The following is a 15681-nucleotide window of genomic DNA, read 5'->3' as shown; positions in this document are numbered from 1 at the left end:
GGCGCCCTGCGGCAGGAGCGCCAGGACCCCCAGAAACGCTAGGAACCTCGGCCGATCGGTGACGTTGGCTGCTCACACCGATCATCGCTCGGCGCGACGCCCGCCGAGCCTCAAGCCCGAGGTTCCGTCATGGACAACAACCGCACCGTCGAGACCCCGACCGAGGCCCGCCAGGGCGCGAAGGGCCGTCCCGTCCTCTACGTGCTGCTCGGCAGCCTCGCCCTCCTGGCGGTCGCGATGGTGGCGCTGCTCGGCTGGAACGGCTCGAACGCCCCGAAGGATTACGCCAGCCAGAGCCAGGACGCCTCGCGCCAGCAGATCACAGGCTCGCCGAACGGCAGCGGCGGCACCTCGTCGGCGAACAGCTCTGGCGTGCCGGCCGGCAACCCGGCCTATCCGGCTCCGGCCGAGCCGAAGTCGACCGGCTCGACCACCACGAAGTAAGCGTCACGCCCGACGCGCGAAGGGCCGCCCCTCGGCCGAGGGGCGGCCCTTCGGCCGTTCAGCGGGATGGGAACGACCCGATCCGGCCGGGGTTCGAGACAAATCGATCCGCCTCGGTCCCGGTAGACGATCTGCACGGGAACGTGATTACCGTTCCGTCCGGCATCGTTCGTAGGTTTGCGGATGCTGCCCGGGGAATGGTGTCGTCGCGATGCGGCGCTTGATGAAGTTCCTTCACACGATGGGGGCGATCGGCCTGATGGGCGCGATGGCGTCGCTCATCGTGCTGCTGGGTCTCGCTCCTCCGCCCTCCGCCCTGTCCGGCTACGCCCTCATGCGCGGCGCCATGGCTGCTGTGGCCACGTGGGTCTTCCTGCCCTCGCTGGCGCTGATGCTCGTGGCCGGGTTGCTGGCCATCGCGCTCAACCAGGCCTTCCATCAGGCCGGCTGGGCCTGGGTGAAGCTCGCGACCGGCATCCTGATGTTCGAGTACGGTTTCGTGGGCGTTCAGGGCCCGATGCAGCGGGAGGCCGAGCGCAGCGCGCAGGCGCTGGTCGGACGCGTCGACCCGGCGACACTGGCCGAGTCGCTGAATGCGGAGCGGGGTACGCTGTGGGTGCTGCTCGCGATCGCGACGGCGAACGTGGTGCTGGGAATCTGGCGCCCGCGCATCATGATCCGGGTCCGCTGACCCGGTCGCCTCGACTCGTGCGGCGGCTGCGCCGAGGGACACGCGCCACGCGAGCCCGGCTGCCGCAGGCCTGAGGCGCGCGCGGTGCGTCCTCAGCGGGTCGGCACCGGCTCCGCGCCGCGGTAATCGTAGAAGCCGCGCTTGGTCTTGCGGCCGAGCCAGCCGGCCTCGACGTATTTCACCAGGAGCGGGCAGGGGCGGTACTTCGAATCCGCCAGACCCTCGTAGAGCACCTGCATGATCGAGAGGCAGGTATCGAGACCGATGAAATCGGCGAGCTGGAGCGGGCCCATCGGGTGGTTGGCGCCGAGCCGCATCGCCGTATCGATCGAATCGACCGAGCCGACGCCCTCGTAGAGGGTGTAGATCGCCTCGTTGATCATCGGCAGCAGGATGCGGTTGACGATGAAGGCCGGAAAATCCTCCGACACCGTCACGATCTTGCCGAGGCGCTTCACGAAGGCCTTGGCCGATTCGTAGGTCGGGTCCTCGGTGGCGATGCCGCGGATCAGCTCGACGAGCTGCATCACCGGAACCGGGTTCATGAAGTGGATGCCGATGAAGCGTTCCGGCCGGTCGGTCGAGGCGGCGAGCCGCGTGATCGAGATCGACGAGGTGTTGGTCGCCACCATCGTCTCGGGCCGCAGCGACGGGCATAGCGCGCTGAAGATGCTGCGCTTGATCGCCTCATCCTCTGTCGCGGCCTCGATCACCAGGTCGCAGGGTCCGAAATCGTCGAAGGAGTCGACCGGCACGACCCGCTCGATCGCAGTCCGGCGCTGGTCGTCGGTGATCGCGCCCTTCGAGACCTGGCGCAGCAGGTTGCCGTTGACGGTCGCCAGCCCGTTCTTCAGGCGCTCAGGGTCGCGGTCGTTCATCCGCACATCGAGCCCGGCCAGGGAGCAGACATGGGCGATGCCGCTGCCCATCTGACCGGCCCCGATGATCCCGACCGTCTTGATCTCGATGCCCATCACACCCCTGCCTTCCCGCCTCGCCGTCCCGAACGTTCATACCACCGCGCCTTCGCAGATGCGAAGGGTTCCGGCGGGGCCCGGACGGGTCTCCCTGCCGCTCCTCGCGCGGTCCCCGCGCGAGGAGCTGATCGTCTTCAGCCCCGGGGCCTCAGCCCTTGTTCTTGGCGATTTCCTGCTGCAGGTCAGGCACGACCTGGAACAGGTCGCCGACCAAGCCGTAATCGGCCACCTGGAAGATCGGCGCCTCCTCGTCCTTGTTGATGGCGACGATGACCTTCGAGTCCTTCATGCCGGCGAGGTGCTGGATCGCCCCCGAGATGCCCACCGCCACGTAGAGGTCCGGCGCCACGACCTTGCCGGTCTGGCCGACCTGCCAGTCGTTCGGGGCGTAGCCCGCATCGACCGCCGCGCGCGAGGCACCGACGGCCGCGCCGAGCGAGTCGGCGAGCGGCTCGATCAGCTCCTTGAACTTCTCGGCCGAGCCGAGCGAGCGCCCGCCCGACACGATGATGCGGGCGCCGGCCAGCTCCGGACGATCCGACTTGGCGATCTCCTCGCCCTTGAACGACGACTTCGCCTCCGGCGCCGCGGCGGCCGAGGCGGCCTCGACCGGAGCGGCCGAGCCACCCTCGGGGGTCGCCTGGAAGGCGGCGGTGCGGACCGTGATCACCCGCTTGGCGTCGGTGGCCTGCACGGTCTGGATCGCGTTGCCGGCATAGATCGGCCGCTCGAAGGTGTCGGGACCGACCACCTTGATGATGTCCGAGACCTGGGCGACGTCGAGGAGGGCGGCGACGCGCGGCAGCACGTTCTTGCCCTCGGTCGAGGCGGCGGCGATGACGGTGTCGTACGAGGCGGCGAGTTCCGCCACCAGCGCCGCGGTCGGCTCGGCGAGCAGGTGGTCGAAGGCGGCATCGGACGCCACCAGCACCTTCTCGACCCCGTCGAGCTTGGCGGTCGCCTCGGCCGCGCCTTGTGCGTCGGCACCGACCACGAGGGCGTGGACCGGGGCGCCGAGCTGCTTGGCCGCCGTGAGAGCCTTGGTGCTGGCGTCCTTCACGACGCCGCCGGCATGCTCGACCAGCAGGAGAGTCGTCATGGCGTTTCGTTCCTTAACCTTGAGGGATGCCTGAAGGCTCTCGTCAGAGAACCCCGGCCTCGACCTTCAGCTTGTTGACGAGCTCGGCGGCGCTGGCGACCTTGACGCCGGCCTTGCGGCCGCCCGGCTCCACGGTCTTGAGCACCTTCAGCCGCGGCGCGACGTCGACGCCGAGCGCCTCCGGTTCGACGGTGTCGAGGGGCTTCTTCTTCGCCTTCATGATGTTGGGGAGCGACGCGTAGCGCGGCTCGTTGAGGCGCAGGTCCGTCGTGACGATCGCCGGCAGCTTCAGGTTCAGGGTCTGCAGGCCGCCGTCGATCTCGCGCACCACGTCGAGGGCGCCGTCACCGATCTCGAGCTTGAACGCGAAGGTGCCTTGCGGCCAGCCGAGGAGGGCGGCGAGCATCTGGCCGGTCTGGTTGGAATCGTCGTCGATCGCCTGCTTGCCGAGGATGACCAGGTCCGGGCTCTCCTTCTCGACCAGCGCCTTGAGGAGCTTGGCGACGGCGAGCGGCTCGACGGCGGCGTCGGTCTTGACCAGGATGCCGCGGTCCGCGCCCATAGCCAGCGCGGTGCGGATCGTCTCCTGAGCCTGCTGCGGACCGATCGAGACGGCGACGATCTCGGTGACCTTGCCCTTCTCCTTCAGGCGGATCGCCTCCTCGACGGCGATCTCGTCGAAGGGGTTCATCGACATCTTGACGTTGGCGAGCTCGACGCCCGAGCCGTCCGGCTTGACCCGGATCTTCACGTTGTAGTCGACCACCCGCTTGACGGGCACCAGGACCTTCATGATCGTCACATCCTTCAGGACGAAGGGACGATCGTGGTCGGGCCCTCCCACGGCCGGCCCGCGATCATCCCCGATGGAGCAAGGTGGCGCGGACCGTAGCGGCCGATTTTCCGAATTGTCAACGCGCGCCGGAGGCCCGCCGCCCAACCGTCGGGTGCGGGTCTCAGGTGCGGGTTTTTCCCGGCACCCACAGCACGTCGGCAGCCCCGCCATCATTGGCGACCCGGGCGGCAACGAACAGGAAATCCGACAAGCGGTTCAGGTACTGGATCGCCACCGGCGACACGGTCTCGCCCGGCGTCGCCGCCAGGGCCACTGCCAGGCGCTCGGCCCGGCGGCAGACCGTGCGGGCGAGGTGGAGCGACGCCGCGGCCGGGGAGCCGCCGGGCAGGACGAAGGAGCGCAAGGGGGTGAGACCGGCATTCAGCACGTCGATCTCGCGCTCCACCCGCTCGACCTGAGCGGCGACGATCCGCAGCGGCTCGTAGGCCAGGGGCTCACCGGTCTCCGGCGTCGCGAGATCGGCGCCGAGGTCGAACAGGTCGTTCTGCATCCGCCCCAGCATCGCGTCGAGCTCGCCCGTCGTGTGCAGGCGGGCGAGGCCCAGGCAGGCATTGGTCTCGTCGACGGTGCCGTAGGTCTCGACGCGGAGATCCGCTTTCGAGCGGCGCTCACCACTGGCGAGCGCCGTGGTGCCGGAATCGCCGGTGCGGGTGTAGATGCGGTTGAGGACGACCACGGCCAGCTCCCTTGAGGCGGGTGGATCCGCCTCGACGGCGATGTTCTAGCGAGCGAAAGCCGAATCGCCAGACCCGCCGCCGTCGGGCCGCCGTCAGAACGTATACGCGATCTTGCCGCCGTAATTGGTCAGGCCGCGATTCTCGACGCACAGGCCGGCATTCGACATGTGCTCGATCGTCGCCATGATGCTCCAGTGCTCGTTGATCCGGTAGCCGATGCCGGCCGCCTCGCGGAACAGCGGCGAGCATCCCAGCGAGTTGAAGGTCTTGGGCACGAAGAGCTTCGGCCCGGTCCGGCCGTCATGGAAGCCGGCGCCGAAGAAGCCCTCGACGAAGATCCGGTCGGTGATGTCGAAGGTCCAGGTCGCGCCGAGATAGGCATAGCTGGTGCGGCCATCGACATTGTAGCTGCCGCCGACGGTCGGGCGCGGCACGAAGGCGGCCCAGAACCGGTCGAGGCCGGTGACCGGCTTGGCGAACAGCAACTCGCCGTTAATGTTGCTGGTGTTCTTCTCGTTGCTGCCCGGATCCTGAGCGGAGCCGCCGATGCGGAACTCTGACACGATGCTGAGGGGCTGAACCGGCGGCCGGTAGGCGGGCACCATGGCCGAAGGGTCGGCGGCCTGGGCGGCTGGCGCAGCCAGAACGACCGCGGTGGTGATCGCCGCGGCGAGGCTCGGAAGGGTTACGCGCATCTGTCGAACGGGGTCCACCGCCCCGTTGCTGGGGCGAGGTTCACCCTAGCCATACGGTTCGCGTCTCGTCTCCCCGCACAATCCGTCTCAACGCGGTTTTCCACCTCATGCGACCGCCCCGCCACACTCCCGCCGGGTCAGCCGCCGCGCCACCACAGCACGCCCATGATGACCAGGATGGCGACGAACTGCAGCACGACCCGCAGGCGCATCAGGCGCTGCGAGACGTTGGCGCTGCCGCCGCGCAGCATGTTGGCGAGGCCGAACAGCAGCACCACGGCGACCGCGAGGCAGGCGATGAGAACGAGGGTGTTGCTGGACATCCGGACAGGCTCGCGATGTGGAAGGGCCTGATAGGGCGGATCGGGACCTGGCCGCGAGGCGGCCCCGCGACGCAGGACCGGCCCGGCAGGCGCGGCCCGGGAGCCCCGCCGGCTGTGCCGCTGGGCGGCGACGTCACCGTCATCCCTCTTTAGCAAGAGTACCAAGTCGATCCCGGGCGCCGAACAGTAATGCTAGGATATCATTCATAATTATTTTGCTGTTTCAGTGTTGCAAAAATGCGATAGACATGCACGATCTAACGTGGTTGTCTGCTGCGCCTGGACGACCCGTCGCCGGAGCCGGTGCGCACTTGGCGGGCTGGCGTACGCCCAGAACGAATCCTTGATTTCAGGTCCGGTCGCCGCGCGATCGGGCCCATGCAGAAGATTGTTTGGGGAACCTCTCGTGAAGTCCTACCTGATCGCAACCGCGAGCCTCCTCGCGCTGGCGGGCGGCGCGCATGCTGCGGACCTGCCGCGTCGCGTCGCCCCGCCGCCGGTCATCGCCGCGCCTCCGGCCTTCACCTGGACCGGCTTCTACGCCGGCGTGAACGCGGGCGGCGCCGTCGGCGGAGATTTCCGCGCCGCGACGACCGCCCCGCGCCCGGCGGCGCTGCCGGCCTCCCGGGCGGAGGTCTCGGCCGCCGGCTTCGTGGCGGGCGGCACCGTCGGCTACAACTATCAGTTCACGCCCAATAATGGCTTCGTCGTCGGCGTCGAGGCCGATGCGGGCTACTCGGACATCCACAACGAGTTCCGCGTGGCGGCAGGCGCTACCGGCAATGCCAGTGGCGGCCTGAAGACCGACACCTACTTCGTCACGGTCCGTGGCCGCGTCGGCTATGCCTGGGGGCCGCTCCTCGCCTACGTGACCGGCGGTTGGGCCTTCACCGAGATCGGCGCTCGCGGCAGCGTCGCGGCGCCGGGTCTCATCGCCCCCGCCTCGTTCAACGCCTCGATCCCGGTCGACGGCTACACCGTCGGCGCGGGCCTCGAATACATGATCATGCCGAACCTCTCGGTGAAGGGCGAGTACCTGTATTCCGACTTCGAGCGCGACATCCGCTTCCGCGCGCTCGGCACCCAGTTCGGCGTGCGCACCGGTCTCGACACCCACCAACTCAAGGTCGGCATCAACTACCACTTCAACCTGTTCAACTGAGCAGGCGGAGCGCCCGGTCGCCTCGCCGATCGGACCTCTCATCGACCCGCGACACGAATACGGCGCGATCCCGACCGGGATCGCGCCGTATTCGTGTCTGGACTCGTGCGTCAGTTCCGCCGCAGCAGCCGCTCGAAATAGTCGAGCTCTTCCGCCGGCCGGCTCGGGTCGCCGAGCTTGCGGCGCAGCTCCTCCAGGATGCGGCGGGCCCGCTCCACGCCGGATTCCTCGGCGGTGGGCACGCGCACGCGGCCGTCGGAGAAGTCGCGGCTGCGGGTCGGGCGGCCGAGGGGGTCGTTGTCGCGGGCGCCCTGACGGCCGGGCTGGTTGGGGTTGCCCTGGCCCTGCTGTCCGTCGGCCTGCTGGCCCTCGCCCTCCTGGCCCATCTGCTGCATCTGCTGGGCCATTCCTTGCGCGCCGCGCTGCAGGCCTTCGAGGGCGCGGCCCTGGGCATCGACGGCGGAGCCGTCCTGGCCCTGGCCGATCGCGTTCTCGGCCTCGCGCATCGCCTGCTCGGCGTCGGACAGCCCCTGCTCGCCCTGCATGCCGAGTTCCTTCATCCGCCGCTGCAGGTCCTCCAGGCGCTGGCGCAGGGCCTGCTGGCGGTCGCCGAGACCTCCTTGCTTCTCGCCCTGCTGTCCACGCTGACCCTGCTGCTGGCCGTCCTGACCCTGGGGCTCGCCGCCGCGCTGGCCCTGCTGGCCGCGTTGCCCCTGCTGGCGCTGCTGCCCTTGCTGGCCCGGCTGCTGCGGCTGACCGCGATTGCCGAAGCGGCGCTCCTGGCCCTGGCGGAAGGTCTCGTCGCGCAGGCCCTGCTGCTCGCGCGCCATCGCCTCGAGGTCCTGCATCTGGCGGTTCATCTCGCGGGCGGTCGGATCGCTCATGCGCGAGTTGGGCTGGGCGGTCTGCAGGTTCTCGAGGATGCCGCGGAGCTGGTCGAGCAGGCGCTGGGCCTCCGCCACGTCGCCGCGCTTCATCGCCTCCTGCATCTGGTCTAGCATCTTCGAGAGGTCGTCCGGCGTCACCGTGCGGTCGGCCTGCTGGTTCTGCTGCCCGGGATTCTGCGGATTCTGCTGCTGGCGCTGGGCGAATTCCTTCAGGAAGCGGTCCATCGCCTGGCGCAGCTCCTCGGCGAGCTTGGCGATCTCCTGGTCGGAGGCGCCGCGGTCGAGGGCGTCCTTGAGCCGGTCCTGGGCGGCGCGCAGAGCCTTCTCGGCGTCGGAGAGGTCGCCCTCCTCGATCTGCAGCGCCATGGTCCAGAGAAGGTCGGCGACCTCGGTCAGGGCCTCGTCGGTCTTCGCCGCGCGCAGGCGGCGGGACGCCTCCTTGAGGCCGAGGAAGACGCCCCATTGCGGCGTGAACCGCTCCGGCGCGATCAGCAGCGCATCGAGGGAGGTCTCGACCCGGGCTCGGCTCCCGTCCGGATCGAGGACGAGGCGGCGGCGCTCCTCGGCCAGCGAGCGGGCCAGGGGCTTGGTGAAGAACCGGCCCGGCAGGGTGAAGGCGAGGGGGGCGGAGCGCCCCTCCTGGCCCGCCTCGTCCTTGGCCACCAGGGTCAGCAGCACCTTGGCGCCGGCCCATGGATTGTCGGTGAGGTCGATCAGGGTGCGGGTGTCGCTGGTCCCCTGCGCGTCGGACGGCAGGCTCAGGGCCAGGCGCGGCGGCGGCACCAGGCTGCGCCCCTTCGCCTGCGGCTCGACGAGGCCCTCCGCGGAAGCCAGGCCGTAATCGTCCTTGGCCCGGTAGGCCAGGGTGAAGGTGCCGCGCCCGTTGGTCTCCGGCGTGCCCGCGAAGGCGATCTCCGGCGGCCGGTCGGGGATGGTCTCGACCGTGAGGCGGTGCGTGCTGGCAAAGCCCGTCTGCACCGAAACTTCGGCAGTGCCGCCGGTGAGCGTGAAGCGCTCCTCGCGCAGGTCGGGCCGGGCCGGTGCGGTGGCAGGCAGGCGCTTCAGCCCCGCGCCCGGCGTCACCGTCGCGTCGGAGGCACCGGCGATGCGCACGACGAGGGTCGAGTTCACCGGTGCGCGCAGGCGCTGGCCCGCGTCCGACAGGGTGACGATGAGCGGCGGCATGCGGGTGTAGAGCGGCGGGTCGATCCAGCCGTCGACCCGGAACGAGGGCGCGGCCGCCACGGGCCCGCGCCAGTCGAAGGCGGCGCGCAGGCGCTCGCCGGCTTCCGGTCCCGCCACGAAGGCGCCGGCCACGGCCGCGACGATCGCGCCGGCGCGCAACGCGTAGGGGTCGCGCCGGGCCATCCCGGGCCGCGGGCCGGAGACTTTCAGGCGCGCCAGCGTCGCAGCGGCGCGGCTGCGGTGCAGGGCCCAGAGGGCCCGGGTGCCGGGATCGTCCTGGCCGAGGGCGAGCGAGTCCTCGAGGGTCCGGGCCGGGCGGTGGGTCAGGCCGGCATCGCGGTCGATCCGCGCGAGCGCCTGGGTCCGGGCGATTCGACGCAGGCGGACGAGCGGCAGCAGCACGGCCACGACGGCGAGGCCGAAGAGCGCCACCCCGGCCATGCGCAGGGCCGGCCCGGCATCGAGCCACAGCCCGAACCACGACGCGGCGAGGAAAACCAGCACCACCGCGAGGCCGCGCCACAGGATCGGCCAGGCCTGCTCCCACAGCGTCACCCGCCCGGCGCGGATCACCAGCCGGTCGAGCCCGGCGCGCACCGGATCGGCCCGGCCCTCCGGGGCGGGGGTGCGCTGCGCGGTGTCCGGCTCGGCCTTGCTCATGCCCTGCTCCCGCTGGCCCCGTCCGGGGACGGGCGAAGACGGCAGGCTAGCATGCCGGCCCGGCCGGGCCAGCGGGTCAAATCGGCTCAGGCCGACCGGTCCTTCCGCGGTCGGTCCGCGTCGAGGAGGTGCGGCACGCCCCCGCTCTGCCGCGCCGCCGCCTCGCGCAGGGGCTGAACGGCGCTGCGGGCCTGGGCCAGGGTCGCCCGGTGCTCCGCGGCGATGCGGAACGCACGCTCGACCACGGCCTCTGCGCGGGCGAGAAGATTGCCTTGAAGATTGCCTTGGGGCGCCATCACGTCAGCTCCTCCCGGATCACATGCCGGGACGTTAGCCCGCCAGGACTGGCCGCCTCGTTCGGAAATTCTCTCGCATTTTAGCGATCGGCGCGGGGCGCGTTCAGGCCGCGAGCCACTCCGGCACCCGGTCGAGCCCGATCAGCTCCTCGTAGGACGGCCGCGGCCGGATCACCGCGTGGTCGGGTCCGCGCACCAGCACCTCGGGCACCAGGGGCCGGGTGTTGTAGGTACAGGACTGCACCGCGCCGTAGGCGCCGGCGGACATCACGGCGATCAGGTCGCCGGGCTTCACCTCCGGCATCTCGCGGGCGAGCGCCAGGTAATCGCCGCTCTCGCAGACCGGGCCGACCACGTCGGCGGTGAGGCGGGCGGCATCGGGCTTCGGCTCGGCCACCGGACGCAGGGCGTGGTAGGCCTCGTAGAGCGTCGGGCGGATCAGGTCGTTCATCGCCGCGTCGACGATCACGAAGGTGCGGCCCTCGCCGTGCTTCACGTAGAGGACCCGCGTCACCAGCACTCCGGCATTGCCGGCGATCATCCGGCCGATCTCGAACACGGGCTTGAGGCCGAGCGGCCGGAAATGCGGTCGCAGCACCGCCGCGAAGGCGGCTGGGTCCGGGGGAGGCGCGTTGTCGTCCCGGTAGGGAATGCCGAGGCCGCCGCCGAAATCGACGTGGTGGAGCTTGTGGCCCGCCGCCATCAGGTCGCGGGCGAGGCCGCAGAGCAGGGCGGCGGCGTTGTCGTAGGGCGCGAGATCGGTGATCTGGCTGCCGATATGCATGTCGACGCCGACGAGCGACAGCCCCGGCAGGCGGGCCGCCCGGTCGTAGACCTCGCGGGCGCGCGAGATCGGGATGCCGAACTTGTTCTCGGACTTGCCCGTCGAGATCTTGGCGTGGGTGCGGGCATCGACGTCCGGGTTGACCCGGATCGAGACCGGCGCCGTCGCGCCCCTGGCGGCGGCGACGCGCGACAGCTGCTCCAGCTCCGGCTCGCTCTCGACGTTGAAGCACAGGATGCGGGCATCCAGTGCCGCCGCCATCTCGCCCTCGGTCTTGCCGACGCCGGAGAACACGATCCGCTCGCCCGGCACCCCGGCGGCGAGCGCCCGGCGCAGCTCGCCCTCGGACACGATGTCCATGCCGGCGCCGAGGCGCGCCAGGGTGGCGAGCACCGCCTGGTTCGAGTTCGCCTTCATGGCGTAGCAGACGAGGGCGTCGTCGCCCGAGAAGGCCTCGGCGAAGACCCGGTAGTGCCGCTCCAGGGTGGCGGAGGCGTAGCAGTAGAACGGGGTGCCGACCGCGCCCGCGAGCCGTGCCAGGTCGACGTCCTCGGCGTGGAGCACGCCGTCGCGGTAGGTGAAATGGTGCATGGCGAGGGTGCCTGGGAGATGACCGACGTGCGGGCGCTGCCGCGCGCCTGATGCGCGCGCGAGACGCCGCCCTCTACACGAAACCGGCCGGCCTTTGCACCCTCCCGCTTCCGCCCGCCGTCACAGCAGCGGATCGAGGGGGAAGGGCTCCTTGGGGATCACGTAGCCCTTGCGTCGGCGCGAGGAGGATTCGGTCGGGGCCGGGATCCCGGTCGGCGCGGCGACGGCGGCCGAGGGCAGCTCGTCATCGGGGTCGGGCGCGGAAGCGCCCGCCGAGAGCCCGACGCCGGCCGGCAGGGTGTTGACCTCGGCAGCTCCGGTCCTCGGCCGGGCCGTCGCTGCATTGCCACCCGCTTGCGGCTGGACGGCCGGGGCCGCCGCGGGCGGCGGCTCGAGCGGGCCGCGCCGGCCGCAGGCAGCGGCCGAAAGGGCGATCAGGCCGAGGAGGACGAGGGTACGGGGACGGAACACGGGCGGGATCCGAGAAACTCAAGCGTGGCGGCGGCACCATAGCGGTCCGCATCCCGCGAGGCGAGCCCAGCGCTCACAGCCTTTGCGGGGCGGTTGCGCGGCATTCGAGCGTGGCCGTTAAGGCGGCGTTGGAAGGGCGGTCGGAAGAGTGCGGCGACCGCCCGGTCCGGGCGGCCGTCGATGCCCGGGCGACACACCGCCACGCCGGGAGGCAGCGATGGGGCAGCGGAGCGGCGATCGTTTCGCTCGCCAATCCGTTAACGAACGGTTAAGCTTTCCGCCGATCGTCGCGTCGGCTTCCGTCGCGTTTGTGAGTGTCCCGTGAGCCTTTCGACGGTGCGGCTGCACCAGCTCCTCGTCGCCGCGGCTTTCCTGGTGCCGTGCGTCGTCCTGGTGGGCGCGGCGTGGTGGAACCGGGCCGAGGTCCTGCGGGAAGAGGACAGCGCCGTGGTGCGCACCGCGGCGGTGATGCACGAGCACGCCTCGAAGGTGTTCGACACCGCCGAGCTGGCGATGGACCGGGTCGACGATTACGTCTTCGACCGCAGCTGGAGCCAGATCGCCGCGCCCGCCACCGGCGGCTTCCTGGCGAGCCTGAAGGCGCCCCTCGCCCAGGCGCGGGCGGTCTGGGTGGTCGACCCGCAGGGGCGGATCCAGGCCTCGAGCCGCGAGGCCGATCTCGGCCGCGACCTCGCGGCCCGGGACGTGTTCTCGGTCCATGTCCCGCGCGACATCGGCATCTATGTCAGCCCCGCGATGCGCGAGGCCGACGGCACCACCGCCTTCATGGTCAGCCGCCGGCGCTCGACCGATGACGGGCGCTTCGACGGCGTGATCGTGATCGCGCTCGGCACCGAGTACTTCGCCCGCTTCTACGCCGAGATCGCCGCCCCGACCGACCACCGGGCGATGCTGCTGCGCGCCGACGGCGCCATCCTGGTGCGCGAGCCGCCGGGCCCGGAGGTCGACGAGCGGCTGGCCCCGGGCGATCCGTTGCTGCGGGCGATCCGCGCCCGGCCACAGGGGGGCGCGGCCACCGGCACCCCGCCGGGCGAGGCCGAGCGGCTCTATGCCTGGCGCCGCATCGGCGACTATCCGGTCGAGGTCGCCTTCTCGGTCGAGACCGTGATCGCCCTCGACCGCTGGTACGACAACCTGCGGGTCTACGGCCTCGTCGCCACCGTCTCGGCCCTGACCCTGGTGCTGATGGCCTGGCTGGCGCTGGCCCGGGCCCGGGCCGAGCAGCAGGCGCTCGCCGATCTCAAGCGGGAACACGCCCAGCGGCTGGCCGCCGAGAGCCAGCTGCGCCAGTCGCAGAAGATGGAGGCGGTGGGCCAGCTGACGGGGGGCATCGCCCACGACTTCAACAACCTGCTCGCGGTCATCACCGGCTCCCTCGAGCTGGTGCAGCGCCGCATTGCCCGGGGCGACACCGATGTCGGCCGCTTCATCGCCGGCGCCCTCGACGGGACCGACCGGGCGGCCAAGCTCACCCACCGGCTCCTCGCCTTCGCCCGCCAGCAGCCCCTCGAGCCGCGGCCGACCGACCCGAACCGCCTCGTCGGCGGCATGATCGACCTCCTGCGGCGCACGCTGGGCGAGACCGTCCGGGTCGAGACCCGGCTGATGCCCGATCCGCCGGCGATCTTCGTCGACCAGAACCAGCTCGAGAACGCGATCCTGAACCTCGCGGTGAATGCCCGCGACGCGATGCCGGGCGGCGGCCGGCTCTCCCTCGAGACCGCCCACGGCACCCTCGACGACGGCACGAAGGCCGTGTCCGTCACGGTGCGGGATACCGGCACCGGCATGCCGCCCGACGTGGTGGCCCGCGCCTTCGAACCGTTCTTCACCACCAAGCCGCAGGGGCGGGGCACGGGGCTCGGCTTGAGCCAGGTCTACGGCTTCGTCACCCAGTCGGGCGGGCGCGTGCGCATCGACAGCGTGCCGGGCCAGGGCACCGCCATCGAGCTGACGCTACCGGTGAGCGCGGACGGGGTCCCGGCCGAAACCTCGGGCCGGTCGCGCCTTGCGGCCGCGTCGCCCGGCCGGGTCCGGCAGACGGTGCTGGTGGTGGAGGACGACGCCGCGGTGCGGCTCGCCAGCGCCGAGACGATCGGCGAACTCGGCTACCGCACCGTGACGGCGCCGGACGGGGCGGCGGCGCTCGCCGCCCTCGAGAGCGAGCGGGACGTGGCGGTGCTGTTCACCGACGTGGTGATGCCGGGCATCGACGGGCCGACGCTCGCGGCCGAGGCGCGGCGGCGGCGGCCCGACCTGCGGGTGATCTTCGCCACCGGCCATCCTCGGGACGACGAGCAGGAAGGTCCCCGCCCGGCGCCCGGCGAGACGGTGTTGCGCAAGCCCTTCACCATCGAGGCGCTGGCCGAAGCCCTTGATGCCGCGAGCCGGGCCGAGGCCTCGGCGTGAGACAGGCCTGCTGGCAGGCCGCTTACTTGTGGGTCTGCTCGTAGTAGTCGATCGCCTTCTTGCAGTTGACCGAAATCTTCTTCATGTTCTTCTCGAAGCAGCGGTCGACCTCGGGGCTGTCCGGCGGCAGGTTGCCGCAATAGGTCATGTAGTCGCCGGTGCAGTACTTCTTCAGGTTGGGGTCGTCCCGCTGAGCCAGGGCCGGTCCGGCGAGGACCATCAGGCTGCCGGCAGTCAGGAGAGCGAGCGACATCGGCCTGAGCATCATGTCTGTCGAAGCCTTGCAGAGCGTGGGAGGTGGCAGCGACATGGCCCGAAACCCTCAGCCTGACAAGGGCCGTGGGGCAGGGCAGGTGCCAGCAGGGCACCGGCCGCGGGCTGCGGGGAGCGCTGCCCGGTGCGGAAAAGCTCAACCTGGTCAGCTACTTGCGCTGCGTTTCCGTACTGTGTCCGAGGCGGCGCGGCGCAGTCGCGCGGGTGCCGGGCGGGCAGGGATGTGCCGTCGAGCACACCGCCTTCGCATCACCCCCTGTGGATCATCCGGCCGCGGCGGGCGTCGGCAGCGGCGTCGCCTGCGGCAGGCGCGGTTCGGACCGGCCCTGGGCCTGCATCAGGGCGTCGGCCACCTCGGCGATCCGGCGCTCCAGGGCGGCGTTCTGCGCGGTGATCTCGGCGGAGAGGGGCGGGGACGCCGTCGCTCGCGACATCTCTCGCAGAGCCTGCTGCAGCCGCGCGATCTCGGCCCGGTCCGCCTCGACCTCGGCGGCGTGGCGGGTGGTGAGGTCGGCGAGCGCGTCCTCGAGGGCCTGGATCTGCTCGCGGGCAGCGCTGGCGACGCTCTCGCCCGCCGCAGCGACCTGTCCGCGGGCCGCCCGCACCCGCTCCTCGGCGACGCCGCGGGCCGCTTCGGCCTCGGCTTGGCCGCTGCGGCTCGCCTCGACCTCGCCGCGCAGGGACGCGAGCTCGGCGAGCGCCCGCTGGTAGGGGCCTTCCAGCGCCCGCATCGCCTCCTCGGCGGCGGCGCGGGCGGTACGGGCCTCGGCCAGCTCGCCCTGGACCTGGGCGAGGTTGCCGCGCGCTGCGGCGAGGTCCTGCTCGATCGCGGCGAGATGCGCGTCCCGGCGCTCGATCTCCTGGGTGAGCATGCCGATGCGCACGGTGCGCCGGCCCATCTCCTCCATCTCGGCCCGGCGGGCGGCCTGTGCCTCCTCGACCCGGCGCTCGAGCTGGCGCTCGCGCACGGCGAACTCGGCCCGCAGATGGTCCTTCTCGGCGGTCAGCTCGACGATCGACATTGGGTAGAGCGCCTCGAGCCGGCGCCGCGTCAGGCGCTCGGCCCGGGCGTTGAGCGCCGGCAGGATCAGCAGGGCGCACAGGCTGGCGGCGAGGAACCCCAGCGCCGCGAACATCAGGGACTCGATCACCCGGTCGACACTCTCTCGGCGTCCGGGCG

16 protein-coding genes are annotated in these 15681 nt (G+C 71.3%); 4 read left to right on the top strand and 12 right to left on the bottom strand.

Annotated elements, in window-relative coordinates; translation table 11 throughout:
* Positions 1–129 precede the first annotated feature (129 nt).
* Positions 130–444, top strand: coding sequence for a hypothetical protein (locus MFF64_RS00515; protein ID WP_099908666.1), 315 nt, complete (start codon positions 130–132; stop codon positions 442–444).
* Positions 445–655: 211 nt separating this feature from the next.
* Positions 656–1135 (top strand): hypothetical protein, encoded by a 480-nt coding sequence (locus MFF64_RS00510; protein ID WP_099908664.1) that lies wholly within the window; start codon positions 656–658, stop codon positions 1133–1135.
* 92 nt (positions 1136–1227) lie between these two features.
* On the opposite strand, the gene MFF64_RS00505 is transcribed toward MFF64_RS00510, so the two are convergent.
* From MFF64_RS00505 to MFF64_RS00480, 6 genes are all read right to left on the bottom strand, one after another.
* The gene (locus MFF64_RS00505; protein WP_099908662.1) at positions 1228–2109 is read right to left on the bottom strand and encodes a 3-hydroxybutyryl-CoA dehydrogenase; all 882 of its coding nucleotides are present in this window, start codon (positions 2107–2109) and stop codon (positions 1228–1230) included.
* A 151-nt stretch (positions 2110–2260) separates the two neighbouring features.
* Positions 2261–3211 (bottom strand): electron transfer flavoprotein subunit alpha/FixB family protein, encoded by a 951-nt coding sequence (locus tag MFF64_RS00500; protein ID WP_099908661.1) that lies wholly within the window; start codon positions 3209–3211, stop codon positions 2261–2263.
* Positions 3212–3254: 43 nt separating this feature from the next.
* Complete coding sequence (locus MFF64_RS00495; protein WP_099908671.1) at positions 3255–4004, bottom strand: electron transfer flavoprotein subunit beta/FixA family protein; 750 nt, start codon at positions 4002–4004, stop codon at positions 3255–3257.
* Positions 4005–4167: 163 nt separating this feature from the next.
* Positions 4168–4743, bottom strand: a complete 576-nt coding sequence (locus tag MFF64_RS00490; RefSeq protein WP_099908659.1) for a cob(I)yrinic acid a,c-diamide adenosyltransferase — start codon at positions 4741–4743, stop codon at positions 4168–4170.
* Positions 4744–4836: 93 nt separating this feature from the next.
* Complete coding sequence (locus MFF64_RS00485) at positions 4837–5439, bottom strand: acyloxyacyl hydrolase (RefSeq protein ID WP_099908657.1); 603 nt, start codon at positions 5437–5439, stop codon at positions 4837–4839.
* A 137-nt stretch (positions 5440–5576) separates the two neighbouring features.
* Positions 5577–5762, bottom strand: coding sequence for a twin transmembrane helix small protein (locus MFF64_RS00480; RefSeq protein WP_099908654.1), 186 nt, complete (start codon positions 5760–5762; stop codon positions 5577–5579).
* Between the two features lie 406 nt (positions 5763–6168).
* Between MFF64_RS00480 and MFF64_RS00475 the strand changes: the two genes are divergently transcribed.
* Positions 6169–6924 (top strand): outer membrane protein, encoded by a 756-nt coding sequence (locus MFF64_RS00475; protein WP_099908653.1) that lies wholly within the window; start codon positions 6169–6171, stop codon positions 6922–6924.
* Between the two features lie 110 nt (positions 6925–7034).
* Here MFF64_RS00475 and MFF64_RS00470 read toward each other — a convergent pair whose 3' ends face one another.
* The 4 genes from MFF64_RS00470 to lptM all read right to left on the bottom strand — a co-directional run bounded on the left by MFF64_RS00470 (position 7035) and on the right by lptM (position 11798).
* Positions 7035–9656, bottom strand: a complete 2622-nt coding sequence (locus MFF64_RS00470) for a TIGR02302 family protein (protein ID WP_099908651.1) — start codon at positions 9654–9656, stop codon at positions 7035–7037.
* An 86-nt stretch (positions 9657–9742) separates the two neighbouring features.
* Positions 9743–9955 carry a hypothetical protein gene (locus MFF64_RS00465; protein WP_133123738.1) on the bottom strand — a complete coding sequence of 71 codons (213 nt, stop codon included), beginning with the start codon at positions 9953–9955 and terminating at the stop codon, positions 9743–9745.
* A 100-nt stretch (positions 9956–10055) separates the two neighbouring features.
* Positions 10056–11327: a diaminopimelate decarboxylase gene (lysA, locus tag MFF64_RS00460; protein WP_099908647.1), complete on the bottom strand. Its 1272-nt coding sequence runs from the start codon at positions 11325–11327 to the stop codon at positions 10056–10058.
* Positions 11328–11447: 120 nt separating this feature from the next.
* Positions 11448–11798 (bottom strand): LPS translocon maturation chaperone LptM, encoded by a 351-nt coding sequence (lptM, locus tag MFF64_RS00455; protein ID WP_238189099.1) that lies wholly within the window; start codon positions 11796–11798, stop codon positions 11448–11450.
* Between the two features lie 321 nt (positions 11799–12119).
* Between lptM and MFF64_RS00450 the strand changes: the two genes are divergently transcribed.
* Complete coding sequence (locus MFF64_RS00450) at positions 12120–14228, top strand: hybrid sensor histidine kinase/response regulator family protein (RefSeq protein ID WP_099908644.1); 2109 nt, start codon at positions 12120–12122, stop codon at positions 14226–14228.
* Positions 14229–14250: 22 nt separating this feature from the next.
* Here the strand turns inward: MFF64_RS00450 and MFF64_RS00445 are convergent, their stop codons facing one another.
* On the bottom strand, positions 14251–14496 hold the full coding sequence (locus MFF64_RS00445; protein ID WP_099908642.1) for a 3',5'-cyclic-nucleotide phosphodiesterase: 246 nt from the start codon (positions 14494–14496) through the stop codon (positions 14251–14253).
* 268 nt (positions 14497–14764) lie between these two features.
* Positions 14765–15652: a coiled-coil domain-containing protein gene (locus MFF64_RS00440; protein WP_238189097.1), complete on the bottom strand. Its 888-nt coding sequence runs from the start codon at positions 15650–15652 to the stop codon at positions 14765–14767.
* Positions 15653–15681: the final 29 nt, after the last annotated feature.

It is taken from the genome of Methylobacterium frigidaeris, from assembly GCF_022179185.1.
Lineage (GTDB): Bacteria > Pseudomonadota > Alphaproteobacteria > Rhizobiales > Beijerinckiaceae > Methylobacterium > Methylobacterium frigidaeris.
Note: the sequence above shows the minus strand (reverse complement) of the source record. Positions and strands in the feature narration are given on the sequence as shown.

Bases quoted from the DNA above. Each gene is read 5' to 3' on its own strand.
- lysA (WP_099908647.1), bottom strand. From the start codon at position 11,327: ATGCACCATTTCACCTACCGCGACGGCGTGCTCCACGCCGAGGACGTC.
- MFF64_RS00505 (WP_099908662.1), bottom strand. From the start codon at position 2,109: ATGGGCATCGAGATCAAGACGGTCGGGATCATCGGGGCCGGTCAGATG.
- MFF64_RS00500 (WP_099908661.1), bottom strand. From the start codon at position 3,211: ATGACGACTCTCCTGCTGGTCGAGCATGCCGGCGGCGTCGTGAAGGAC.
- MFF64_RS00480 (WP_099908654.1), bottom strand. From the start codon at position 5,762: ATGTCCAGCAACACCCTCGTTCTCATCGCCTGCCTCGCGGTCGCCGTG.
- MFF64_RS00470 (WP_099908651.1), bottom strand. From the start codon at position 9,656: ATGAGCAAGGCCGAGCCGGACACCGCGCAGCGCACCCCCGCCCCGGAG.
- MFF64_RS00510 (WP_099908664.1), top strand. From the start codon at position 656: ATGCGGCGCTTGATGAAGTTCCTTCACACGATGGGGGCGATCGGCCTG.
- MFF64_RS00485 (WP_099908657.1), bottom strand. From the start codon at position 5,439: ATGCGCGTAACCCTTCCGAGCCTCGCCGCGGCGATCACCACCGCGGTC.
- MFF64_RS00515 (WP_099908666.1), top strand. From the start codon at position 130: ATGGACAACAACCGCACCGTCGAGACCCCGACCGAGGCCCGCCAGGGC.
- MFF64_RS00495 (WP_099908671.1), bottom strand. From the start codon at position 4,004: ATGAAGGTCCTGGTGCCCGTCAAGCGGGTGGTCGACTACAACGTGAAG.
- MFF64_RS00445 (WP_099908642.1), bottom strand. From the start codon at position 14,496: ATGATGCTCAGGCCGATGTCGCTCGCTCTCCTGACTGCCGGCAGCCTG.